Genomic DNA, 22772 nt, shown 5'->3' on the forward strand with positions numbered 1-22772 from the left:
CGAGGCGAAGGAGGAGCCATGTGCGAGTACTGCGGCTGCCAGAGCGTGCCCGCGATCGGCGAGCTGGCGGACGAGCACGAGCGGGCGTTGGAGCTGGTCGCCCAGGCGCGCGTGGCGCACCGTGACGGCGACCTGGCGCGGATGGCGCACATCGCGCAGCGGATCGCCGACCTGCTCGCCCCGCACTTCGCGGTCGAGGAGGAGGGTTTGTTCCCGGCTCTCGCGGCGGAGTTCCCCGAGCAGGTCGCCTCGCTGCGTCGTGAGCACGCTGCGCTGAGCGCGGTGCTGGCCGGGGCCGGCGACGTGCCGCTGTGGGACTGCTCGTGGGCGGCGCGTATTCTCGGCGCCCTCGACCTGTTGCAGTGGCACGTTCTGAAGGAGCAGGACGGGGTATTCCCGGCCGCGCTCGCGACGCTGCACACCGCGGACTGGGAGGCCCTCGATGCGGTGCGCGACCGCATCGGCTCGAAGCTGGCGCACCCCGTCGGCGCCTGACCTCGCCGAAGAAGGCCCGGCCGAACAATGCGGCCGGGCCACCCTCAGCCGGTCGAACTCGCTGTCGCCTGACGAAGCGTCGGCGGGCCTGCGCGAGCGGCTTGCGGAGACCTCGCGCGCGTCATGAGCCGGAACCGGCCTCGACGGTGAACGCGAAGTCCTGATGCGCCTTGGTCTCCAGGTTCAGCGGCAGGCGGATACGCCCTGATGCCACCATGCGCCGCACCTCCCCGCGGCTGAGGCCGAGTCCGGACATGAGCAGTCGTTCCACGCGGATCGGCGCGGGCAGCTCGAAGCCGACGAACACGGTGAGCGAGTGAGGGTCCTGCGGCGAGTAGAACGGCAGGTCCGTCTCCAGCCGCCAGGTGCCGGTCCAGTCGAGCCGGTATCCGCTCTTGGCCGCCAGCGACGCGTTCATCGCCAGCGCACGCACCATCGCCGGGTCGTTGTTCTCGAACGCCAACCGGCGCGCGGGCTCGAGCTGCTGCACGTGGCGCCGTTCGTGGACGGGCACCTTCGAGGTGTTGCCGCAGGCCTCGCAGCACAGCAGCAGCCAGACGTCGAGGAGCTTGCCGTTCGCGTTGACGCGGAACCTGCCCGAGGGGCGGTGGCGCGTTCCGGGGCAGTCGACGCAGGGTTTTACGATGGCGGGCAGGCCGAGTTCGCGCACGGCCCACAGCGCCTTGCGATCAGTATTCACCTATTGATTGATTTCAGGGTTCAGCGGGAGCGCTCGCGGTCAGGCCGCGGCCCCCGGGATCCGGCGGTGCACACGCGGACGCGACGACCGGCCGGGCCGAGTGGTCAGGCTCCGGGGTCGAACGCGCGACAAGTCAACTGCAGTACGTGGCAGCGCTTACAGATCCATGCGGGCCATCGTGGGGGAGTCGGCGAGACGTGGGCAACTCATTTTCCGCCGCCGCGGGGATTCGCGGCTGCCGAGACCGCGGCGAACCGGGCCGAACGTGACCCTCAGCGAGGCTGGCGCGCATTGAGCCGGGCGGCCTGGCGGGTGAGATGGTCGCGCTCGGCGAGGTTGGGCGCCTTGTGGGCGGCCTCCGCGTACAGCCGCGCTGCCGTTTCCATATCTCCATCGCGTTCGTGCAGGTACGCCGCGACGGCCGTGTAGCGGGGGAGTGAGGCGTCCAGCGTCGTAAGGGCCGCCAGGCCGGCCCGCGGTCCGTCGGCCTCACCGACCGCGACCGCGCGGTTGAGCCGGACGACCGGGCTGTCCGTCAGCCGCACCAGTTCGTCATACCATTCGACGATCTGCACCCAGTCAGTCTCCGCCGCGGTGGGCGCGTCAGCGTGCAGGGCGGCGATAGCGGCCTGCGCCTGGAACTCGCCGAGCTGGTCGCGGGCGAGTGCCGCTTGCAGGATGTCGATGCCCTCTGCGATCAGCCTGGTGTTCCAACGGCCGCGGTCCTGCTGCGCGAGCGGCACCAGGCTGCCGTCGGGCGCGGTCCGGGCGGCGCGCCGGGCGTGGTGCAGCAGCATCAGCGCGAGCAGCCCCGCCACCTCGGGATGGGCGATCGCGGCCGCGAGCTGCCGGGCGAGCCGGATGGCCTCGGCGGCCAGGTCGACGTCGCCGCTGTAGCCCTCGTTGAAGACCAGATACAGGACGCGCAGCACGGTGGCGACGTCCCCGGGCTGGTCGAGCCGCACGTCGGCGATGGTGCGCTTGGCGCGGCTGATGCGCTGAGCCATGGTCGCCTCCGGAACCAAATACGCCTCAGCGATCTGACGCGTCGTCAGACCGCCGACGGCGCGCAGGGTGAGCGCCACCGCGGACGCCGGCGTCAGCGACGGGTGCGCGCACAGGAAGTACAGCTGGAGCGTGTCGTCCACGGCGGGAGCCGGGCCGGCCGGCGGCTCCTCGTGCACGACCAGCTCCCGCCCGCGCCGCGAGCTCTCGGCGCGGGCGGCGTCGAGGAACCTGCGCCAGGCGGCCGTGACCAGCCACGCCTTCTGGTCGCGCGGCGGGTCCTTCGGCCAGGTCTCCAGCGCCTTGATGAGGGCTTCCTGCACGGCGTCCTCGGCCGACGCGAAATCCGCGCCGCGCCGGACGAGGACGGCGATCACCGCGGGCACGAGCTCCCGCAGCAGCGACTCGTTCACGCGGCCGTTACTCCGTCACCGTGGGCGGCTCGGCCAGGAACGGACGCAGCTCGAGCCACTCGTGGATCGGCTTGCCGCCCGCCCCGGGGGCGGCCGACAGTTCGCCGGCCAGCTCGAGCGCGCGCTCGTAGCTGTCGACGTCGATCACCATCCAGCCGGCGATCAGGTCCTTGGTCTCCGCGAACGGGCCGTCGGTGACCGGCGGGCGCCCCTCGCCGTCGTAGCGCACGAACGTGCCCTCGGGGGAGGGCGCCTGAGCGTCGACGAACTCACCGGTCCGCTCCAGCCGGGCCGCGAAGTCACGCATGTACTGCATGTGCGCCGAGATCTCCTCGGGTGTCCACTTGTCCATCGGCACGTCGTTGACCGGCGCCGGGCCGCCGCGGTAGTGCTTGAGCAGCAGGTACTTGGCCATCGTGCGTCTCCTCGGTGCTGGTGCGACCCATTGTGGCCGCCTTCACCCCGGGGACGGAGCGCAGAGCCGGTTCTCGACATCGCCGCCCAAGATTTTTCCGCCCGGTCAGCTTGCACCGCTCGATGCCGCTGCGGCGATCCTCGGCCGCCGCGGCCGGACGGCCAAGGTGAGGATCAGCAGGACTTCCGCGGCGAGCAGGTAAGCCCCGATCCAGAGGTAGGGAGTGAACGCCGCGCGCTGGATGACGTCGAAGCCCAGCAGCCTTATCACCTGGAACCCAGTGTTGATGGACAGGGCGTCGGCGGCGCTCGGCAGCACGAGAAGCAGCGGGGCGGCGACGACGAGACACGCGACCAGGCCGCCGACGCTACGGCGCGCTTGACGCAGGATCATCGCGGCGACGACGCCCACGCAGCCGAGCTCGAACAGACGCGAAGGTAGCCACACGCTCTGGATCAACGTGTAGGAAGGATGACCCGCCAGTTGCACAAGGGCGTCGCCGGTTAGCAGCAGCGAGATGCCGGTGAGGACCACCGCCGCCGACCACCATCTCGGCTGCGAGACCTGTGCTGCGTCACGATGAAAGCCCAGCAGCCCCGCAATCAGTGGGATGACACACAACACCAGCATGGCGCACGGGTTGGCCCACCGCGCGTCAGGTCCGATGCCGAACACCCATGGGGACGTGGCGAGGAACAGCATCGAGCTGGCGGTCATCAGCAGCAATCCGGTTCGGCGCCGTCCGCGCAGGAGTGCCGCCGCGGCCAGACACGGCATCAGCAGGCCGCACGCGGCAAGGCTCGCGGGCTCCCAGGAGTGAAAACCGAGGTGCTGTAAGAGTGCGCCGATCCCCGGCTCGCCGTTGAGGGTGATCGACTGCCGCGGCGTGCCCGCCTGCAGCACCAGCCCGAGCAGTGCGATCAGTCGCAGGCTCTCACCGGCCGTCCGCGCCCGTGGGCTCGCTCCGGGGGCGCCGCTGCGCAGCCGGAGCGAGAGGCCGAGCATGCTGAGCCACTCGCCGAACGACGGACGCTTCCGGCCCGCGTCTGCCGCGCCGTCCAGCATGGTGGTGAGCATTTCCTCGCCGCGCTGCTCGCGGAAGGCACGCGGCAGAAGGCTTAGAACTCTGCGATACCGCCGCGCCACCGCCTCCGCTGCGTCTGCTGGCTCCGCTGCGTTCGTTGGCTTCGCCGTATCCGATGGCTTCGCCGCGCCCGCGCCATTCGAGCCTTGACGCTCCCCGTGCGTGTTCATGCTCCCGCTCCCGCCGTTGCCGTGCCCGGACCGTGCTTCAGACCGTTGATCTGGATGCGTACCCCGCGGGCTTGCAGCCGCTGCGCCGCGGCCTTCGCGTTGGCCGCGATACGTTGCGTGTCCTCAGCCAGGGCGGCGACCCCCTGGTCAGTGAGCCGGTAGTAGCGGCGCAGCCGGCCCGAGTCGACCTCGTCGTGGTCCGGCTCGAGCAGCCCCTCGTCCGTGAGCCGTTCGAGCGCGCCGTAGAGCGTGCCGACTTTCAGCTGGGTGCGGCCGTCGGAAAGCTGGGCTACTTCCTGAGCGATCCCATATCCGTGCCGAGGCTGGTCGGCGAGGGCGGTGAGGATCAGGAAGACCTGCTCCGTCCTGGTGGAGGATTTCATGTGACGATATATATCGTCTCACGAGTTATAGGGCAAGGGCTGGTGCGCCGGAGATCGCGCGATCGAGGCCGGCGCGCCCGCCGTCATAGCAGCTTGCTGATGATCGAGCCGCCGATACCGACCGCTACCGGTCTCAGGCCGGGTGGTCGACGGCGGCCGTGATCAGCGCCTCGAGCTGTCGAGCGACCTGGTCGAAGGGCCGGATGCTCTGGCTGGCGCGGCTCATCGCGACGGCGCCCTCGACCGCCCCGACGATCAGGGCGGAGAGGGCGGCGGCCTGAGCCGGGTCGGTGCCCTGCTCGCGTAGCACGTCGGCGAGCAGCCGCTGCCACTCCTCGAAGGCTGCGGCTGCGGCCGCGATAGGCGGCGGGTTCTGCTCACCGGAGGGCTCCTCGACAGCGACGGCCAGCACGGCGCAGCCGGCCCGGAAGTCGCTCTCCAGAAGCACACCGCGCCAATGCTTGAGAAAGGCGCGCAGCCCGGCGACGGGTCCCGCGTGAATCCGCCTGCGCAGCACCTCGGCGACCTTCGCGCCCGCGTACTGCACCGCCTCGGTGGCCAATTGCGCTTTGCCGTCCGGGAAGTAGTGGTAAGTCGAGCCGAGCGGGGCCCGGGTGTGTTTGGCTAGTTCGCGCACGCTGGTCGCGTTGAGTCCGCGCCTGCTGATCATGTCGGCCGCGCCGGCCACGATCTTCTGCCGGGCCGTGGGCTGGTGCCTGGCGGTGGTCATTTCGCGCATCACTCCTCTCCAGCCCTGGCTATAACGATCGATATACTCTAGCCTGGCTGCTTCTATAACAGCGTCATAGACGGTGCCGCGGGCGATGGCGCGGTGCGGGGTGTGAAAGGTGGGGGCGGGTGCGTGAGCTGATCTACGTCGCGAAGCGGACGGTCGCCTGGCATGAGACCAGGGATCCGAGGCTGCAGGCCGACAGCGACGCGATCGTCGCTCCGGTCGCGGCGACCAGCTGCCACGTGGACGCGATGATCCTGGCCGGACAGGGCCTCATCCCGCCGCCGTTCCCCATCGGGCACGAGTGCGTGGCCCGCGTGGTCGAGGTCGGCGACACCGTCGCCCACGTGAGCCCGGGCGACCTGGTGGTGGTGCCCTGGGCGATCTCCTGCGGCCGCTGCGACCGGTGCCGGGCGGGGTTCACCGCGCACTGCGAATCAGTGCCCTACATGGCGATGTACGGCGCGCCGCTCGGCGGTTCCTGGGGCGGGCTGTTCTCCGACCTGGTGCTGGTGCCGTGGGCCGACGCGATGCTGGTGCCGCTGCCCGCCGGACTCGACCCGGTCGCGATGGCCTCGGCCAGCGACAACTGGTCGCTGTCCTGGCGCCTGGTCGCCCCGCATCTGAAGGCCAGGCCCGGCTCCCGGGTCCTAGTCGTCGCGCGCGGCAGCATCGGACTGTACGTATGCGATATCGCCCGCGCGCTCGGCGCCGGCGACGTGCTGTACGTCGATCCCGACCCCGCGCACCGCAAGATCGCCGAGGGCTTCGGGGCCCGCACCGCCGAATCCCTCGACCCGGTGCGCCACGGCTTCGACCTGGCCGTGGAGGCCACCGGCCGCGTCGAGGAGCTGGCCGCGGCGCTCAAGTGCCTGGCCCCGGAAGGGTTCTGCGAAAGCGCCGGCAACCACTTCCGCCCCGGCGAACTGCCGCTGCTGGACATGTACCTGACCGGCGTCACGCTGCGCGTCGCCCGCGACAATGTGCGCGCTCACATCCCCGACGCCCTCGCCCTGGCCGAGAGCGCCGAGGTCAATCCCGAGCGCGTCGTCTCCGACGTGCTCGACTGGGAGCAACTGCCCGACGCCCTGCCCGAGAACCGCCTCAAGCCCGTCTTCGTCCGGGACCTGCCCTCGCGCCCCGCTGCGCCGCCGGCCGCGTCGCGCGGACGATTCGGCAGAAAACCGCGGGCCCGCCCGGCGAAACCGGACGAGCCCGCAGACGATGGCTGGTTCACTGCTGCAACTCGCGGTAATGCTGGCGCCAAATGAGCCGGTAGACCGGCACCAGGCGGGGGATCGAGCGCAGGCCGGGGATGAAGGGCACGAACACGAACACCAGTGAGAGCACCGCCATGACGCCCCAGACCAGCGCGTCGGCGTTGTCCGAGCTGTTGAACGGCGAGATCTGGTACCAGAAGGTGTAGAGCCACAGCCAGGCCTGGCCCGGGAAGTTCCCGGTCTCGTTCATCATGCCCCACTGGTCGCCGCTCAGGTGCTGGGCGTCGGCCCGGGCCGCGAGGTCGGAGCCGTCGGCGAGGAAGAGCAGCGGCAGGGTGTAATCGGTTTGATAGAAGCCGCCCTCGGAGAGCAGGGCGCCGTCGAGCGATCCGGTCTGCGCCTGCTGCAGCAGTCGCCCGAGCAGCACCGGGACCGGTCCGAACGTGTCGGAGGCGGCGACCTTCGCCGGATCGTTGTTCGCCTTGGTCAGCGCGTCCGAGTAGGCGCCGGTCCACTTCGCCTGCTGATCGGCGCTCGCCGCGTTATACGTGCTCAGCGCGGAGGTCACGGCCGGACCCTGCGGCGCGGCGGCCAGCGGGCCGAGGACGAAGGCCTGCGCAGCGTCGATCGGGTGAGTGACCCCGGCCGCCTTCGCCAGCGCGAGCGGCCCGAGCTTCTGGCCGTCCGCGGCGCTGTTGTACGGCGGCCCATAACTGGCCGTGCCGCTTGAACCGTCGAGCTCCGCGAGCGCGGTCGCGGTGAAGTCGCCGGGATCGGCCTTGGACCAGGAGGCGATCGTCATCGGCTTCTCGTCCGGGGAGGAGAACACCGCCGCGAGTACGAAGGTCAGCGCCAGCACCGCGACGAGCGCGATCGTGAACTCCTTGACCAGGTCGTACCGACGCGAGCCGAAGGAGTAGGGATCGGGTTCGGCGTGCAGGGAGTGGCTGGTCATCGCGCGGCCTCCTCCTCGGGCGCGGTCTCCACGACGGTGCTCCCCACGACCGTGCTCCCCACGACCGTGCTCCCCACAACCGTGCTCCCCACAACCGTGCTCTCCGCCGGTTCGGCGGACGCGGAGCGCAGTGCGATCGGCGGTACCACGCCGCGGCGGCGCACCATCAGGATGTGCAGGACGACGATCAGGCCGACGACGGCGGGCAGCAGCACGATGTGCCACATGAGCATCTGCCCGAAGTCCGTCACGTTGAAGAAGGCGCCGATGCCGACCGAGTTCAGCCCGTCCTTGGCCTGGGTGGAGATCCACTGCGAGTCGAAGTTCTGCTGGACCAGGTAGCCGGTGAAGGCGGTTCCGACCGAGCCGAGGAACGAGACCGCGCCGGTGATCCAGGTCAGGGCGCGCCGGCCGCGCCAGGCCGCCATGAAGAACTTGCCCCACAGGTGGATGACCATGAAGGCCATGAACAGCTCGACGCTCCACAGGTGCAGGCTGTTGAAGTAGTGCCCGACCGCTGACACGTGCCACCAGGCCGGCCCTTTGAGCGCGAGTACCGCGCCGCTGCCGAGCACGACCAGGAAGGCGGCCAGGGTCAGCACGCCGAAGACGTATATCCACGACGCGACGTGCTTCGGCTGCGTGTCCGGCAGCAGCTTGTCCGGAGGCAGCGCGCGCACTGCGCTGCGGCGCACGGCTCCGGTCCATCCCCCGGTCAGCTCGCCGTCGGTGGCGCCGGCGACGGGCGAGGGCTCCGGAGTCGGCAGCGGGGCGATCGCGTGCTCGCTCATTTGCGGCCACGTCCCTTCGGGAAGGGCAGCACGAGCGCCAGGATGAAGACGGCCACCATGATCCCGACGACCACGAGATTGGCGACGGATACCTGAATCACACCCCAATGCACGTAGTGGCCGGGGCCGTTCAGATCGACGGGCGCGGCGCCTGCCGCGGACACCTTGCTCAACATCATGAGACCTCCATGCCGGGTGTGAGCACGCGTTTCCCGTGCATGGTCTCGCCGGGCGGGTGCTTGACTCAGGGCCATAAGTCCCGGTCCTTCGGGCCGATCAGCCCCGGAGACGGATCAGGTGCCCGGTGCTGCCGCCGCGCGGCGCGGTTGAGGGGGGACCGTGCCAGCGCGGCCCGGCGCGGTGTGCTGATCGGGCCGCCTTTGCCGAATCAGCTCGCCTTCACCGCGCTGGGCCGCGCTGCCGGTATAGCCCGGCCGCGGCCGGCGGCGCCGCATCTTTGCGAGTTCTGAGCAGGTTCTGAACTGATTGCCGAACATGTCCGCGTCGCCGAGGACGAAACCGCCACGCCGCGTGCAGGTCGCTGTGGCGCGCAGAACGTCCGCTCAGACGGCGAGCGCCGAGATCTTTACCGGTTCTGAGCAGGTTTTGAACCGTTCACGCGCAGGCCGCGCGCGACTGTAGAAGGGAGGCCGCAGAGGAAGGTGAAGCATGGATCCGAAGACGCGCAAGGCCGTGTCCGCCCGTGACGCCGGCCTGGTGCGCGTGAGCAGGGCGACCCGGCTGATCGGCGTCGCCTCGGTGGCCGGCGCCGTGATCGCGGCCGCGGGCTTCGCCCATCTGATCCCCACCCACCTGCCGCACCTCAACGTCGACAACGGCGGTGGCAGCGGGAGCGGCAGTGGCGGCAGCGGCTCTTCCAACGGCTCCGGTGGCTTGCAGGGCCCGAACAACGCGCCGGGCGGAGGAGGATCCGGGCCGTCGCAGGTACAGTCCGGCGGGTCGTGATGACGCTGGGCATCGCCGCGGCGCGCGCGGAAGTAGCGGCGTTCGGCGGCACAGCCGTCGTGCTGACCACCGAACCGGGCGCGCTCGACGACGCGCTAGCAATCGTGCGCGAGCACATCAGGGCGGTGGACAAGGCGTGCAGCCGGTTCCGGCCGGATTCCGAACTGTGCCGGGTGAACGAGGCCGCCGGACGCCCGGTCGAGGTCAGCGCCCTGTTCGCGCGGGCGCTGGAGACCGCCCTGCGCGCGGCGGAACTGACCGACGGGGACGTTGACCCGACCTGCGGCGACGCATTGATCGCCACCGGATACGACCGGGATTTCGACGAGCTGCGGCTCTCCGGCGTCACCGTGACCGTGCCCCGGCCGCGCCCGATCCCGGGTTGGCGGACGGTGCGCTGGGACCCGGCCAGGCGCGTGGTGACGCTCCAGCGCGGGACGCGCCTCGACTTCGGCGCGACCGCCAAGGCACTGGCCGCCGACCTGGCCGCCCGCGACGTGCACGACAAGCTGGGCGGCGGGGTGCTGGTCAGCTTCAGCGGCGACCTGTCGGTCCGCGGCCCGACGCCCGACGGCGGCTGGCGCGTGCGCGTGACCGACGACCACCGCGGCGCGGACGACAGCCCCGGCCAGACCGTGACCGTGCGCGACGGCGGCCTGGCGACCTCCAGCACGACGGTCCGCAGGTGGAACGCCAGCGACGCGGCCTTGCACCACATCATCCACCCGCGCACCGGGCTGCCGGCCCAAGCCGGCTGGCGCACCGTCAGCGTCGCCGCGATCGACTGCGTCACGGCCAACACCGCGGCGACCGCGGCGATCGTGCGCGGCGAATCAGCACCCGGATGGCTGGCCGCGCACGGATTGCCCGCCCGGCTGGTGCGCGCCGACGGGACCGTGGTCACCATCGCCTCCTGGCCAGCCGACCCAGACTCCGGCGGCGGCGCGTCATGACCAGCGCGTCGACCGTGATCACGTCCACCACGCCGCTCTGGTACGCGACCCGCGCCACGGGCGTGGTCGCGCTGGTGCTGCTGACCATGAGCCTGGTGCTCGGCATCCTGATCACCGTCCGTTTCGCCACCGAGCGCTGGCCCCGGTTCGTCACCATCGGCATCCACCGCAATCTCTCCCTGCTGGTACTCGCCTTCCTCACGGTGCACATCGGCACCGCGCTGCTCGACTCCTACGCCCCGGTCGGCTGGCCTTCCCTGGTCATCCCATTCGTGTCCGCATACCGGCCGCTATGGCTCGGACTGGGCACGGTCGCCTTCGATCTGCTGCTGGCGCTGACCATCACCAGCCTTCTGCGTTCCCGCGTGGGGCACCGCGCCTGGCGTGCCGTGCATTGGGCGGCCTATGCCTGCTGGCCGCTGGCTGTCGTGCACGGGTTCGGCACCGGCACGGATCCCAAGGCTCCGGCGATCCTCGGTCTCACCGTCGTGTGCGTCGCCGCGGTCGTCGTAGCGGCCGCCTGGCGCCTGGTCTCTGGCTGGCCCGTGCATCGCGGACTGCGGCTGACCGCGGGCGCCGCCAGCGCCGTGGCGCTCATCGCGGCGACGGCGTGGACGGCGTCCGGTCCGCTCAAATCCGACTGGGCGGCGCGCGCCGGCACCCCGCCCGCGCTGCTCGCCCGCGCGAACGGCGCCGCGACGGCCAACGGGGCCGCCGGCCCGGTCACCGCGCTGCCGGCGCTGCCGCTGACCACGACCATCACCGGATCGATCAACACGGCCACGACGGCCTCCGGCCAAAGCTCGGTCACCATCGCCGGGACCGGAAGCAGCGCGGTGGCCTTCCAAGTCGTCATCACCGGGCCGGCGCTGCCCGGCGGCGGTGTGCAGATGTCCTCCAGCCGGGTCACCTTCGGCCCGAGCGGACAACCCGGCCGCTACAGCGGCGCGGTCACCGGATTGAACGGCTCTGACATCACCGCGTCGGTCACCGACCAGACCGGCGCGGCGATCCGGCTGACCCTCAACCTCACCATCAACGGACAGTCGGTGACCGGCACGCTCAACGCCGCCGCGCGATCTGGGAGCGACGAGTGACGCAAGCGAACAGCACCCGGTGGGAGCCGCAGGCCGCGCGACAGTACGGCGCCGGCCCCGGAGCCGATGTCAACGCAGGTCAGGCCACTGAGTCGGACCAGCGGCTGCTGGGCGGACCGGCCGACCTCGCGGGGCATGTGCGCTGGCATGGACCGCTGCCCGACTACGACGCGGCGACGATCCTGGACGCGGTCGAGCGCTCCGGCCTGACCGGCCGTGGCGGGGCCGCGTTCCCGACCGGCCGCAAGATGCGCGCCGTCGCTGACGCGGCGCGCGCTCGCCGGTCCGCCAGGCAACGCGGCACCGTGCTCGTCGCCAACGGCTGCGAAGGCGAACCGGCCAGCGCCAAGGACCGCACCCTGCTCACCCGCGCGCCGCACCTCGTGCTCGACGGAATCACTGCCGCCGCGCGGGCGGTCGGTGCCGAGCGTGTGCACCTGTGCTTGCACGAGAACGACGACGCGACCATTCAAGCGGTGCGGCGCGCCCTCGACGAGCGCCGCGGCGCCCGGGCGCAGACAGCTGACGTAGAGATCACACGGGTCCCCGAGCGATACGTCGCCAGTGAGGAGACCTCACTGATCCAGCTGATCGACGGCGGACCGGCGCTGCCGCGCTTCACCCCGCCGCGGCCCTTCGAGCGGGGCGTCGACGGCCGACCGACCCTCGTGGACAACGTCGAGACGCTCGCGCACACCGCCCTGATCGCACGACACGGCCCCGCCTGGTTTCGCGCGACGGGAACCCCGAACGCCCCAGGCACCGCGCTGGTCACCGTCACGGGAGCGGTCAACCGGCCCGGCGTCTACGAGATTGCGCTCGGCATCACCGGCGCCGAACTGCTGGCCACGGCCGGAGGAAGCAGGCAGCCGATACAGGCCGTGCTTGCCGGCGGATACTTCGGGGCCTGGCTCCCTGAACAGCGCTTCCACAGTGCCCGCATTACGGCGCCGGACCTGCTCGCAGCCGGAGCGGCGATGGGCGCCGGGATCTTCGTCGCGCTGCCCGGTGAGTCCTGCGCACTGGCCGAAACCGCGCGTGTCGCCCGCTACCTGGCCGAGCAGAGCGCAGGACAGTGCGGCCCGTGCATCAACGGACTGCCCGCACTGGCGCAGGCGCTCGAGGCGCTGGCGGCGCGCGGTGACCGGCGCGCCCCGGAGTACATCAAGAACCTGACTCCCTACGTCGCAGGGCGCGGCGCCTGCCGTCATCCCGACGGCGCGACCCGTTTGATCGCCAGCGCGCTCTCGGTGTTCGCCGCCGATGTCCGCACGCACTTGCATCGCGGACCGTGCACAGGCGCCCGGCGCGCTCCCATCCTTCCGCTGCCCGCCGCGACTGTTGGGGTCTACCGATGACCGCCATCACGAGCACGACGCGACTGCGCGTGAACCCGATCGCCTGCAAGGCACATGGCGTCTGCATCGAAATGCTGCCCGAGCTCATCGGCCGCGACCCGTGGGGCTATCCCGTCGTGTCCGAGCAGCCAGTCCCCGACCGCTTGCTCGCCTTGGCGAAGCGCACGGTCGAGGCCTGCCCCACGCTTGCGTTGCTGCTCACCGACTCCACGGCCGGGCGGCGCTGACGCGCTGCGCGCCGCGTCTGATACTCGCCGCGTCCGATACTTGCTGGGTCTGATATTCACGGCCTCCCGGGCGCGGCGCGATCAGACGCGCTTGGCGTAGTCCGCGAATCCCTGCCAGTCCACGACGACGCACGGCTCGTCGCTGGTGATCCAAGCGTCGTGGCCGGGTGGGATGTGCGCGTAGTCGCCGGTGCCGAAGTCGAACTCCTCGCCGTCGTCCATCCGCACGTGCATCCGGCCCGATATGCAATAGCCGGTGTGCTCTGCTTGGCAGCTCTCCGTGCCTGCGATCGGCTTGACGTGCTGCGACCAGCGCCAGCCGGGCTCGAAGGTGGCCAGGCCCACCGGGCCGGCTTCCGTGTTGACCAGTTCCAGGCGGCCCATGCCGTCCTCGAAGAGCCGGGTCTCGTCCGCCTTGTCGAAGTTCTTGTGCTCGACGCCCGTCATCCCTCTTCTCCCTCCTTGCGTCTGGCACCGGCGGCCCGCCGACGACGTTGCACGGGCCGCCCGCTCTGTCAACTCAAGACCTGTAGTCCGGCGGTGTCACTACGGCATCCGGGGCATAGCTCGGGCCTGGCGCGCAGCGCCGGATGTCGGTGCCGCAGGCGCGCGTCAGGTCACCCGGTGGCGAGCCATGTGCCGCGTCCCTGGTCGGCGGCGGTCAGCGCCAGGGCGAGCAGCAGTGCCGCCGCGGCCGCGATCGGCGCGAGCAGGAACGCCCCGCTGCTGCCGCCGCCTTGGGCCAGATAACCGGCCAGCGCCTGGCCGCCCGCCGTGCCGAGTGGGCCTCCCGCGCAGAGGATCGTCATCGCGGAGGCCGTGCGATCGGGCGGCGCGATCCGCTCGGTGAGGGTGTACAAGGTGATCATGTACGGCGCGACCGTGATACTCGCCATCGCCACGGCGGGAACGACGGCGTGCAGCCGGTCGCCGACGTAGAGGGCAAGCATGCCGGCCACGAGTGCGGCGGCGAAAGCCGGATACCGGTGGCGCGTCGCGAATCCGCGCGGCAACCACGCGCACGCCGCACCGGCCAGGGCGCTTCCGGCACCGAAGATCGCATAGATCAGTCCGGCGGCACCGGGACGACCGATGCTGTGCGCGTACGCGGTCACGCCCGTCTGCACCGCGCCGAACACGGCGCCGATGGCGGCCATCGCGAAGAACATCGCGACCAGCGCCCGCCGTGGCAGCCGAGCCTGGGGTTCGGTGTGTGATGACCGCTCAATCGGACTGCGGTCGGTGTAGAGCATTGCGAAAGGCAGCGCCGCCACGCACAGCAGCACGATGCTCGCGGCGATCGGCGCTATCGGCCCGAGGGAGGTCGCGATCGGTGCCAGCAGCCCGACGAGCGTCGGCCCGGCGACGAAGCTGGTCTCGTCGGCGGCCGCCTCGTACGCCATCGCGGAGGGCAACAGCGATGGCAGAGCGCGGACTTGCGCCAGCCGCGACCAGTACACCCGCACCAGCACGCCGACGGGAGGCTGGGTCAACCCGACCAGCGCCGCTGCCGCGAGCAACTCGGTGCGAGCGGCCCGGCTCGCCGCGATCAGGAAGAGCAGCGCGGCGATATTGGCAAGCGTGCTGACCGCGGCGATCCTGCGATGACCGTACCGGTCAGCCAGAGCGCCGACGACCGGTGCCCCGGCTGAGCCGCAGAGCCCCTGCGCGGCGGCGGCAAGTCCCGCGAAGGCATAGCTCCCGGTGACGGTCTGCACGAGGATGAGCGTCGCGAGCGACGACATGGCGTAGGGGAGCCTCGCCAACAGGCTCAGCGGGAAGAAACCAACGCCGGCAGTCTGCACAAGACGGCGGTAAGACAACGCGTCTCCATCGGGTACGTCGAAGGGACGCGCTACCCAGCCACCGGCGCGTTGACGATCCCGATTCTGCTTTTGATCGTACAACGGCACGTCGGCGTCGACTAACCGCCGAGACGCCTGCGGTTCGCACTAGTGCGGGGTGGAAACGACAACACTGACAAGGCCCTACACCTTCGATGGACACCCTCTGATGAGCACGCAGCAGCCTGAGGCGCGCCGCACGGCGCCCGGTGACCCCGCGCCAGCGCGAGACACAGCGTCAGCGCAAGACACGGCGTCAGCACAAGACACACTGCGCACCAAGCCGTTCGACGGTCCGGTCGTTGCGCAGGCGGTCTACCGCAGCCGGGTCGACTGGATGGACACCGACGCCGCGGGCCACCACCACAACACCTCCATCACGCGCTTCGTCGAGGCGGCGGAAGCGACGCTCATGCGCGAGCGCGGCCTGCTGGAGTACTTCGGCGCGGCGCCGCGCGTGCGCTTCGAGGTCGATTTCACCGCGCCGCTCTGGTTCGACCAGGAGGTGACGACCACGCTGGTCCTCGAGCGGATCGGCGATTCCTCGCTGGCCTTCCGCTTCGAGGTCTGGGGCGAACAGGACGAGACGGCCCCGCGCCGCCTCGCCGCGCGCGGCCGCTACGTCACCGTGCACGTTCCGAGGGACAGCCGGCGAAGCGCGCCGTGGCCCGAGGAATGGCGCAACCGGCTGAGCGCTCGCACCGACGGGAACCCGATCGTCGGCGGCGCCCTTGCCCACAGGCCGGAACCGGCCGAGTAACCCGCGCCGGGACGGTTTTTGGCAACCCAGGTGTCATGATGGCAGGGTGAACGATCCGACTGCCGCCCCCGACCTGGCCGACCGGCTCGCCGAGGTCTACGACCTCGTCGGCCCGCTCTACCGGCGCGCCCAGCGAAGAGTGGAGCTCGACGTGCCGGCCGAGGGCCTGTCGGTCGGGGTTCGCGCGGTGCTGAGCATGCTGTACCGGCACGGCCCGATGACGGTGCCGCAGATGGGCCGCGCCCAGGCGATCAGCCGGCAGTTCGTGCAGCGGATGGTCAACGAGGCCGCCGCGCGCGGGCTGGTCGAGTCTTTCGCGAATCCGGCGCACAAGAAGTCCTCGCTCATCCGGCTGACCGAGCTGGGCTGCTCCGCCATCGACGCCGTGCTCGCCCGCGAGGCCGAAAACCTGCGGCGCGTCGGCGAGCACATCAGCGAGGACGACATCGACGCGTGCCTGCGCGTGCTGTCGACGCTGCTCGCAGGGCTCGACGACGTCGACGTGGACTGACCCGCGCGTGCGCTCTGCCATATGACGCGGCCTCAAATCGCTGTCGCAGCGACGAGGCCAAGCGGCGTGCGGCAATCAGAGGATGACCGGACTGCGCCGCTCGACCAGCACGACATCGCGCCACACTCCGTGATGGCGGCCGACCTTCTGCCTGGTGCCGACGACGCGGAAGCCGCACCGCTGGTGCAGGGCGAGGCTCGCGGTGTTCTCCGGGAAGATCCCGGACTGGATCGTCCAGATCCCGGCGGCCTCGGTGGAGGTGATCAGTGCGTTCAGCAGCGCGGTGCCGACACCGCGCCCGCGCGCCCGCGCGGCGACATAGACGGAATGCTCGACCACGCCGGAGTAGGCGCAGCGGTCCGAGACCCGGACGACGGCGGCCCAGCCGAGCACCGCGTCGGTTTCGTCCAGTGCGACGAAGCGGTGCTCGGGCAGTTTCGCGGCGTCGAACCCGGCCCAATCCGGGGCGGAGGTTTCGAACGTGGCGTTCCCCTCGTCGATGCCGGTCTGATAGATCGCCAGCACCTCGGCGGCATGGTCCGGTGTCATGGCGGCGACGCGCACCGTGGCCTGCGTGGGGGCGTTCATCGCCCGTCCCTCTTCACCATGCCCCTATTTTGCCGTCCGTCGCAGACGATGCGCCGCCGGCACCATGCCGGGGGCGTTAACGTGTCCGCGTGATCGATACGGATGGGGCTCGCCTCGGCGCGCGGGCCGCGCGCGATCTGGCCGCCAGCGGGCAGTGCGAGATCGGCCCGGGGATGACCGAGCGCGAACTGTGCCGGGTCGAGCAGGAATACGGCTTCGAGTTCGCCGACGACCATCGGGCGTTCCTGGCCGCCGGCCTCCCCGTGAACACGCCGATTCCCGAGCAGGAAGGCGTCATCCACGCCTACGCCCGGCCCTGGCCGGACTGGCGCGACGGCGCCCCGGAGGAACTGCGCAGGCGACTCGCGTGGCCGGTCGAAGGGGTGCTGTTCGACGTCGAACACAACGCGTTCTGGGACCAGGACTGGGGCGCGAGACCCGACGAGCCGGCCGAAGCACTGCACATCGCCGCGCAAAGGTTGGCTACGGTTCCCCGCATGGTCCCGATCTACGGCCACCGGTTCCTGCCCGGCGGACACGGCACATACGGGCATCCCGTGCTGTCGATGTACCAGACCGACATCATCTACTACGGCGCCGATCTGGCCGACTACATCCACCGCGAATTCGGTGGCCGTGGTGTAGTGCAAGAAGGCGCGCTACAGCAGGCACACGCGACAGTGCCGTTCTGGCGCGACTTCCTCTAAGCCCGCTCAGGCGACTGCTCACTCGCTCCGCCTCTGCGTTCCGCTATTCGCACTGCCAGGTGAACGTCGCCTTGTCGAACCGCCCGGCGGCTAGGTCTTCTCGGGTGATCATCCAGTACAACCGCCCGGCGTCATCCCAGTTCATGCCGCTGCGCGAGTCGCTGTCGATCTGCGCGAGCAGCACCAGTTGCGAGGTGAGTTGCTTACGCGCGTCGATGGCGGCCTCATCCTCGCCGGGGTAAACGACCTGCGCGCCCTCCCGCTCCACGGCACCTTGCACGGGCAGGGCGTAGCCGCCGATCTGATGATGCGGCTGGTGATCGCGCCGGTACGCGGTCAGTGCCTCCCAGAACCCGCTACCATTCGGGTCAGTGGTTGGATAGTCGCAGTAACCGGACGGGTCGTCCGGGTCGCCGAAAGCGGCGATCAGCGCGGCGTTCTCGTTGTCCGGCGCGGTCGCGATCACATCCCCGCTCAGCAGTAGGCGCGGGTACGGCGCGGCCCCCTCGGGCGCGGTGCGCGGGGCGATCTCGGCTTCCGCCGGAATGTAGATCACGCGGGTGCCGTTGCTGACGCTGTCCGGATCCGTGGCCGTGACCGAGCTGTCGCCAAGGCCGTCGAAGTAGAAGAACAGCAGCTGCCCGGACGCGGGCAGCGGGATGTCCAGCTCCTGGCTCGGCACCTGGCCGCAGTCGACCGCGCCGACGAAGTGCAGCGGGCCGTGCCCCTCCCACACCGGCCACTCGACCTCCTCGGGCAGCAGCGGGTCGCCGCCGAGGTAGGCCGCCACGGAGCCCTCGGATTCGAGCGCCCGCAGCTGGAATCCGGGCCGCAGCAGGCCCGCCCAGGTCTCGGCGTCCTGCTCGCTGAAATACTGGCGCCCGGCCTGCGCCACCGGTGATTCGCTGATCTGCATGGCGGACATGCTCCCAAACCGGCGGCTACACCGGTACGGCCTCGGCGAATTCAGCGGCTGGTGTCCGCGTCTGTACCCTTATCGGCCGCTGAGACGCGGGCCAGGAAGCGCGCCCGGTCCACGATCGCCCGCTCGATCTCGCCCTGGGCGGCGATCTGTCCCGAGCCGTCGACGGCCAGCACGCTGAACGTCAGCCTTCCGCCGTCGACCTCGATCGGCGGCGTCGCGGTCACCTCGACGAAGCCTCCGACCGGCGTCGCGCGAAGATGCTCGACGCGGACGGCGGTGCCGACCGTCGTCCGGCCGTCGCCGAGCAACGGCTGCGCCTCCTGCACGGTCTGCGCCTCCATCCAGGCGATCAGCCTCGGCGTCGCGAGCACCGGCACATCGCCGCTGCCCAGCGCCACCGCCGTGTCAGCGTCCGTCACTTCATGCCGCATCCGGCCTCCTCAACGTACGCGCCGCCAGCATCACGCCGACAGCGACCGAACCGGCGGCCACAAGGCCGGCCGCGAACTCTGCCCAGTGCCCCGCGAACGAGACGGCAAGCACCAGCAGCGCGCCGCACGGCAGCACCGCCTGCCGCGCGAGCCCGTTCTTGAAGGGCCGCAGGTGCACCAGCCACACGGCGACGAGGTACAGCGCGGTCGGGATGGTCACGGAGAGGGCGGCCGCGAGCGTCGAGATCCGCGCGTGATGCGTGGCCTGCTGCACGGCGACCGCGATTCCCGCGCCGATCGCGGCGGCCGATCCGAAGATCACATAGTGGCCGTAGCCCCAGATGAAGGCCTGCTCATTCGACTGCACGTAATCGTGGATCGGCACCGCGAAGTAGATCCAATAGGCCGCGAACACGATGATCAGTCCGCCGGCCGCGATCGGCAGCAGCGCGCCCAGGTCGGCCTGGTCATCCAGCGCGGTCTGCACCGCGATCGTGGCCGCCGAGACGCTCTCCCCGAGTGTGATGATCGTGAACAGGCCGTAGCGCTCGCCGATGTGGTGCGGATGCCACGAGGTCGGGTGGATCCGCTCCGCGATCGCCGGCACGGCCATGTCGGCGACTCCCAGCGGCCCGAACCCCCACAGCCAGGCGTCCTTGGGCGCCAGGAGCAGCAGCACCCAGCCGGCCTGCACCACGACCAGCCCCGCCGCGTAGGTCCGCGCCGCCGTGCGCGCCGCTCCTGTCTCGCCGCGAGCGGCGCGCAACCACTGCCCCGTCTGCGCGACGCGCATGATCACGTATCCGAGCACCACCACGGCGAAGTCTCCGCGCTGGAACGCCCGCGGCACGCCCGCCGCCAGCACCAGCACCCCGGCGATCTGCACCAGCGTGGCCAGCCGATACGCCACGTCGTCGTTGTCGTAGGCGGAGGCGAACCAGGTGAAGTTGACCCACGCCCACCAGATCGCGAAGAAGACCAGCAGGTAGCCGCTCAGGCCGTGCCAGGACCGTCCGTCGGCTACCGCGTGTACCAGTTGCTGCCCGGCCTGGGCCACCGCCACGACGAACGACAGGTCGAAGAACAGCTCCAGCGGCGTGGCGGCGCGGTGCGCCTCATCCCGGCGCCGGGCCCGCATCCGGGACACCAGGCGCGCGGCGCTCTCGTGCCCGGTCTCCGCGTCCGCGCTCTGTGCCATCAGCGTCCAGCCCTCACGTCAAGAGACGAACAGGTTCAACACCAACCCCTTGCCCGATTGCGGCCCGGAAGGGAACACGATCGCACAGACCGCCGCTCGTGCGGGCCGCTACCGCTCCGCTGGAGGGAGGAGTCCCGCAAGGGTGACGGTGACGAGTCGGTCGAGCGCGGCGGCGGAGTGCGTGCCGGAGGCGGCGGTCAGCGCGTGCAGGCTATAACCGGCCAGCTCCTCGGCGGGCACGTCGCCTCGCACCTGACCGTCCTCAACCGCGTCGCGGATCACCTCCGTGATGAACGCTCGCAGCTCGCGCTGTGCGCGCTGGACGTGCTCGCCGCGGTGCAGCAGCGAGGTGAGTTCGCCGGATTCGCGATGCTCGCCGGCGATCGCCGCGTAGGCCCGCAGCACGGCGCGCAGGCGCTCGCCCGGGTCCGCCACGCTCGCGCCGACCTCGGCCAGACGGCGCAGGTGACCGGCGATGTGCCGCTCGTGCCAGGCCGCGAGGATCGCCTCGAGGTCCGGGAAGTACTTGTACAGCGTGGCGCGTCCGATCCCGCTGCGCTCGGCGACCTGAGACATCGTCACTCCGGTCAGTCCGCGCTCGGCGACGAGGGCGGCGGTCGCGTCGAGGGTGGCGTCGCGCACGGCGTCGCGATGCGCGGCGATCGTCTCGGTCCACAGTCTCGGCACGCTTCGAGGATACGCCGTGGTCGTATCGGAGACGACTTGTATTGACAAAGACAATCTGTCTCGCAAAACTGACCAGTGACCCAAACTGAGCCGTGACACCGAGCAGCGATATCGCCAGGTCGACGGATTTAAGGGGGAGCATCATGCCGTCCGCATCCGGTCACCGCGCAACAGCCGACCTCGACACGCTCTACGCGGGCTGTCCGCCATGGGAGATCGGCCGCCCGCAGCCGGCATTCGTGCAGCTGGCGCAGCAGGGCGAGCTGCGGGGCCGGGTGTTGGACGTGGGCTGCGGGACCGGTGAGCACGCGCTGATGGCGGCGGCGCTCGGCCTCGACGCGACCGGAATCGACCTATCGTCGACCGGGCTCCAGATCGCCGAGCGCAAGGCCCGCGAACGCGGCTTGGCCGCGCGGTTCCTGAGGTACGACGCCTTGGCGCTGACGGAGCTGGGCGAAGAATTCGACACCGCACTGGACTCGCTGTTCCTGCACGCGCTCGCGCCAGAAAACCGCATCGCCTACCTCGACGCGCTTCGCGCGGTGCTGCGACCGGGCGGCCGGCTGTTCGCACTCTGTTACAGCGACAGCCAGCCGCCGGACACAGGCGTGCCGCACCGGCGCAGCCGTGACGAGATCGAGCATTGGTTCGCCGGTGGATGGAGCCTGGACGCCGTCAGCGCGACCCGTTGTGACTCCGCCCTGCTGCCCGGCGGCGTGGCTGCCTGGCTTCTCACCTGCACCCGTCACTAGCGATCCCGAAGGAGCAAACCCATGCCCGCAGCCGAGGCCCGCGTGCCGACCGACCGCGCCAGCCGGTACCTGACCCAGTTGTGCAGCCATGGCCAGCGGATGCGGCTGTCCGCGCTGCACCGCCGCGGCCGGTTCGCGCACGGGCACGTAGGAGGCCACGAGCGCGAACCGGGCGCCGCGCCGCCGCAGGTTCGCGAGGCGCGAGCCACCGACACCGACGGCGTGATCGAGTTCGGATGGGGCCGCTGCGTCGTGCACGCGAGCGCGACGGAGCTGGTGCTGCGCGCCGAGGCCGATTCCGAGGAGGGCCTGCGGCGCATCCAGGACGGCGTCGCGGCGCGCGTCGAACGCATCGGCCGGCGCGACCGGCTGAGCGTGGCGTGGAGTCAGGGATCCGCGGACGCGGGCTGAGGGCGTCCGATCGCCGCTTAGCTCGCGTGGAGCGTGATCGCGGCGGTGTGCAGGACGCCGCCGGTCTGGAACTGGATGAAGAAACGCCAGTCGCCGCTCGACGGCAGCAGGGTGTTGAAGGTCAGCGTCGGCCCTCCGGCGTCGGTCATCGCGGCGGCGCCCTCGGGGTGCAGATGGGCGAAGGCGAGGTCGCCGGCGTGAATCGCGGTCAGATGGGCGTAGTTCTGCAGATACGGCTGTAGATCGGTCACCGGCTTGCCGTTCTTGGTGACGGTGATGGTCAGGATATGGCTCATCGCGGCCATCGCCTCGCCGCTGACGGTCAGCGTGTAGCCGTCGACGCTCGTGGTGGTCGCGGCAGCCGGAAGGGCTGTTGCCGCGGCCGTACCCGGAACCGTCAATGCACTGCTGAGCACTTCGGCGACCGTTGTTCCGGACGTGTTCTTGGCGTTGAACGCGACGTACGCCCGGTAATCGCCGGGCGCGAGCGCGGCCAGGCTCGCGGTCCAGGTGCCGTCGGCGGCCATGGTGGGATGCAGATGCTGGAAGCCGGTCAGGTCCGATCGGATCAAGTAGAAGTGCATCATTTTCGTCTGATCCGGCACGAAGGCCGTCATCACCGCGCCCTGTGCGTCTCTGATCTTGAAATGCAGCGCTTGCGGCTGATGGGCGGTAAGGCGGGTTGTGGTCGGCGCGAAGGTGAAGCCTCCGCTGGTCGCGGATAGGCCGGTGCCCGAGTACATCGGGTCGTCTCCGGCCATGCCCATCCCGGCCATGCCGGCGGCTGTGGCGCTCGGCGAGGCTGACGGGCCCATGCCCATGCCCGGCATTGAGGCTGAGTTACCGGCAGTGGAGGCGGACGCGCTAGCTGTGGTGGTGCTGGAGGAGGAGCAGGCTGCTGCGGTTGCGGCAAGCGCCGCGGTGATCAGCACGGCGCAGGTGCGCCGGGCAGCGTGAAACGTAAGCATGGTGTAGGGCTGCTTTCACAAGAGT

General features: G+C 70.6%; 29 protein-coding genes. 12 read left to right on the forward strand and 17 right to left on the reverse strand.

What is annotated here, in order from left to right; all coding sequences use genetic code 11:
• Positions 1-18: 18 nt before the first annotated feature.
• Positions 19-495: a hemerythrin domain-containing protein gene (locus VFA06_RS04585; RefSeq protein WP_324839120.1), complete on the forward strand. Its 477-nt coding sequence runs from the start codon at positions 19-21 to the stop codon at positions 493-495.
• A 121-nt stretch (positions 496-616) separates the two neighbouring features.
• Here the strand turns inward: VFA06_RS04585 and VFA06_RS04590 are convergent, their stop codons facing one another.
• The 6 genes from VFA06_RS04590 to VFA06_RS04615 form a co-directional block, all read right to left on the reverse strand.
• A complete protein-coding gene (locus VFA06_RS04590) occupies positions 617-1195 on the reverse strand; it encodes a DUF1062 domain-containing protein (protein WP_324839121.1) in 579 nt (192 codons plus the stop codon).
• 272 nt (positions 1196-1467) lie between these two features.
• Positions 1468-2613 carry an RNA polymerase sigma factor gene (locus tag VFA06_RS04595; protein WP_324839122.1) on the reverse strand — a complete coding sequence of 382 codons (1146 nt, stop codon included), beginning with the start codon at positions 2611-2613 and terminating at the stop codon, positions 1468-1470.
• 7 nt (positions 2614-2620) lie between these two features.
• Entirely contained in the window at positions 2621-3028 is a 408-nt protein-coding gene (locus VFA06_RS04600) for a YciI family protein (RefSeq protein WP_324839123.1), read from the reverse strand.
• 105 nt (positions 3029-3133) lie between these two features.
• The gene (locus VFA06_RS04605) at positions 3134-4105 is read right to left on the reverse strand and encodes a hypothetical protein (protein WP_324839124.1); all 972 of its coding nucleotides are present in this window, start codon (positions 4103-4105) and stop codon (positions 3134-3136) included.
• Between the two features lie 173 nt (positions 4106-4278).
• Entirely contained in the window at positions 4279-4665 is a 387-nt protein-coding gene (locus VFA06_RS04610) for a PadR family transcriptional regulator (protein WP_324839125.1), read from the reverse strand.
• Between the two features lie 133 nt (positions 4666-4798).
• Positions 4799-5395, reverse strand: coding sequence for a TetR/AcrR family transcriptional regulator (locus VFA06_RS04615; RefSeq protein ID WP_324839126.1), 597 nt, complete (start codon positions 5393-5395; stop codon positions 4799-4801).
• A 128-nt stretch (positions 5396-5523) separates the two neighbouring features.
• Here VFA06_RS04615 and VFA06_RS04620 point away from each other — a divergent pair, with 128 nt between their 5' ends.
• Positions 5524-6669, forward strand: coding sequence for a zinc-dependent alcohol dehydrogenase (locus VFA06_RS04620; RefSeq protein ID WP_324839127.1), 1146 nt, complete (start codon positions 5524-5526; stop codon positions 6667-6669).
• On the opposite strand, the gene VFA06_RS04625 is transcribed toward VFA06_RS04620, so the two are convergent.
• Genes VFA06_RS04625 through VFA06_RS04635 form a run of 3 tightly spaced genes read right to left on the reverse strand, consistent with a single transcriptional unit; the run spans position 6632 to position 8543 of the window.
• Positions 6632-7573: a hypothetical protein gene (locus tag VFA06_RS04625; RefSeq protein WP_324839128.1), complete on the reverse strand. Its 942-nt coding sequence runs from the start codon at positions 7571-7573 to the stop codon at positions 6632-6634. The genes VFA06_RS04620 and VFA06_RS04625 overlap by 38 nt on opposite strands.
• Entirely contained in the window at positions 7570-8364 is a 795-nt protein-coding gene (locus tag VFA06_RS04630; RefSeq protein ID WP_324839129.1) for a cytochrome b N-terminal domain-containing protein, read from the reverse strand. Before VFA06_RS04630 ends, VFA06_RS04625 begins: the two co-directional genes overlap by 4 nt.
• Complete coding sequence (locus tag VFA06_RS04635) at positions 8361-8543, reverse strand: hypothetical protein (protein WP_324839130.1); 183 nt, start codon at positions 8541-8543, stop codon at positions 8361-8363. The genes VFA06_RS04630 and VFA06_RS04635 overlap by 4 nt, the downstream gene beginning before the upstream one ends.
• Before the next feature lie 490 nt (positions 8544-9033).
• Between VFA06_RS04635 and VFA06_RS04640 the strand changes: the two genes are divergently transcribed.
• From VFA06_RS04640 to VFA06_RS04660, 5 genes are read left to right on the forward strand one after another with little or no spacing between them, the layout of a single operon-like run.
• Entirely contained in the window at positions 9034-9330 is a 297-nt protein-coding gene (locus VFA06_RS04640; RefSeq protein WP_324839131.1) for a hypothetical protein, read from the forward strand.
• On the forward strand, positions 9330-10283 hold the full coding sequence (locus tag VFA06_RS04645) for an FAD:protein FMN transferase (RefSeq protein ID WP_324839132.1): 954 nt from the start codon (positions 9330-9332) through the stop codon (positions 10281-10283). The genes VFA06_RS04640 and VFA06_RS04645 overlap by 1 nt, the downstream gene beginning before the upstream one ends.
• A complete protein-coding gene (locus VFA06_RS04650; protein ID WP_324839133.1) occupies positions 10280-11380 on the forward strand; it encodes a ferric reductase-like transmembrane domain-containing protein in 1101 nt (366 codons plus the stop codon). Before VFA06_RS04645 ends, VFA06_RS04650 begins: the two co-directional genes overlap by 4 nt.
• Complete coding sequence (locus tag VFA06_RS04655) at positions 11377-12738, forward strand: NADH-ubiquinone oxidoreductase-F iron-sulfur binding region domain-containing protein (RefSeq protein WP_324839134.1); 1362 nt, start codon at positions 11377-11379, stop codon at positions 12736-12738. The genes VFA06_RS04650 and VFA06_RS04655 overlap by 4 nt, the downstream gene beginning before the upstream one ends.
• A complete protein-coding gene (locus tag VFA06_RS04660) occupies positions 12735-12965 on the forward strand; it encodes a ferredoxin (protein ID WP_324839135.1) in 231 nt (76 codons plus the stop codon). Before VFA06_RS04655 ends, VFA06_RS04660 begins: the two co-directional genes overlap by 4 nt.
• Positions 12966-13046: 81 nt before the next feature.
• Here VFA06_RS04660 and VFA06_RS04665 read toward each other — a convergent pair whose 3' ends face one another.
• Together VFA06_RS04665 and VFA06_RS04670 are read right to left on the reverse strand one after the other, a co-directional pair.
• The gene (locus VFA06_RS04665) at positions 13047-13412 is read right to left on the reverse strand and encodes a cupin domain-containing protein (protein WP_324839136.1); all 366 of its coding nucleotides are present in this window, start codon (positions 13410-13412) and stop codon (positions 13047-13049) included.
• Between the two features lie 170 nt (positions 13413-13582).
• Positions 13583-14770: an MFS transporter gene (locus tag VFA06_RS04670; protein ID WP_324839137.1), complete on the reverse strand. Its 1188-nt coding sequence runs from the start codon at positions 14768-14770 to the stop codon at positions 13583-13585.
• Between the two features lie 208 nt (positions 14771-14978).
• Here VFA06_RS04670 and VFA06_RS04675 point away from each other — a divergent pair, with 208 nt between their 5' ends.
• Together VFA06_RS04675 and VFA06_RS04680 are read left to right on the forward strand one after the other, a co-directional pair.
• A complete protein-coding gene (locus tag VFA06_RS04675) occupies positions 14979-15569 on the forward strand; it encodes a thioesterase family protein (RefSeq protein ID WP_324839138.1) in 591 nt (196 codons plus the stop codon).
• Positions 15570-15615: 46 nt separating this feature from the next.
• Complete coding sequence (locus tag VFA06_RS04680; protein WP_324839139.1) at positions 15616-16080, forward strand: MarR family winged helix-turn-helix transcriptional regulator; 465 nt, start codon at positions 15616-15618, stop codon at positions 16078-16080.
• 75 nt (positions 16081-16155) lie between these two features.
• On the opposite strand, the gene VFA06_RS04685 is transcribed toward VFA06_RS04680, so the two are convergent.
• Positions 16156-16668 carry a GNAT family N-acetyltransferase gene (locus VFA06_RS04685; RefSeq protein ID WP_324839140.1) on the reverse strand — a complete coding sequence of 171 codons (513 nt, stop codon included), beginning with the start codon at positions 16666-16668 and terminating at the stop codon, positions 16156-16158.
• An 89-nt stretch (positions 16669-16757) separates the two neighbouring features.
• Between VFA06_RS04685 and VFA06_RS04690 the strand changes: the two genes are divergently transcribed.
• Positions 16758-17375, forward strand: coding sequence for a hypothetical protein (locus tag VFA06_RS04690; RefSeq protein WP_324839141.1), 618 nt, complete (start codon positions 16758-16760; stop codon positions 17373-17375).
• Between the two features lie 43 nt (positions 17376-17418).
• Here the strand turns inward: VFA06_RS04690 and VFA06_RS04695 are convergent, their stop codons facing one another.
• The 4 genes from VFA06_RS04695 to VFA06_RS04710 form a co-directional block, all read right to left on the reverse strand.
• Positions 17419-18291 carry a YwqG family protein gene (locus tag VFA06_RS04695; protein WP_324839142.1) on the reverse strand — a complete coding sequence of 291 codons (873 nt, stop codon included), beginning with the start codon at positions 18289-18291 and terminating at the stop codon, positions 17419-17421.
• Between the two features lie 50 nt (positions 18292-18341).
• Complete coding sequence (locus VFA06_RS04700) at positions 18342-18731, reverse strand: thioesterase family protein (protein ID WP_324839143.1); 390 nt, start codon at positions 18729-18731, stop codon at positions 18342-18344.
• Entirely contained in the window at positions 18721-19929 is a 1209-nt protein-coding gene (locus VFA06_RS04705) for a low temperature requirement protein A (protein ID WP_324839144.1), read from the reverse strand. The genes VFA06_RS04700 and VFA06_RS04705 overlap by 11 nt, the downstream gene beginning before the upstream one ends.
• Positions 19930-20037: 108 nt before the next feature.
• On the reverse strand, positions 20038-20616 hold the full coding sequence (locus VFA06_RS04710) for a TetR/AcrR family transcriptional regulator (protein ID WP_324839145.1): 579 nt from the start codon (positions 20614-20616) through the stop codon (positions 20038-20040).
• A 92-nt stretch (positions 20617-20708) separates the two neighbouring features.
• Between VFA06_RS04710 and VFA06_RS04715 the strand changes: the two genes are divergently transcribed.
• Positions 20709-21368: a class I SAM-dependent methyltransferase gene (locus VFA06_RS04715; RefSeq protein ID WP_324839146.1), complete on the forward strand. Its 660-nt coding sequence runs from the start codon at positions 20709-20711 to the stop codon at positions 21366-21368.
• Between the two features lie 21 nt (positions 21369-21389).
• A complete protein-coding gene (locus VFA06_RS04720; RefSeq protein ID WP_324839147.1) occupies positions 21390-21779 on the forward strand; it encodes a DUF2218 domain-containing protein in 390 nt (129 codons plus the stop codon).
• Positions 21780-21796: 17 nt separating this feature from the next.
• Here VFA06_RS04720 and VFA06_RS04725 read toward each other — a convergent pair whose 3' ends face one another.
• The gene (locus VFA06_RS04725) at positions 21797-22747 is read right to left on the reverse strand and encodes a hypothetical protein (RefSeq protein WP_324839148.1); all 951 of its coding nucleotides are present in this window, start codon (positions 22745-22747) and stop codon (positions 21797-21799) included.
• Between the last annotated feature and the right edge of the window lie 25 nt (positions 22748-22772).

Source organism: Actinocrinis sp., assembly GCF_035653575.1.
Taxonomy (GTDB): domain Bacteria; phylum Actinomycetota; class Actinomycetes; order Streptomycetales; family Catenulisporaceae; genus Actinocrinis.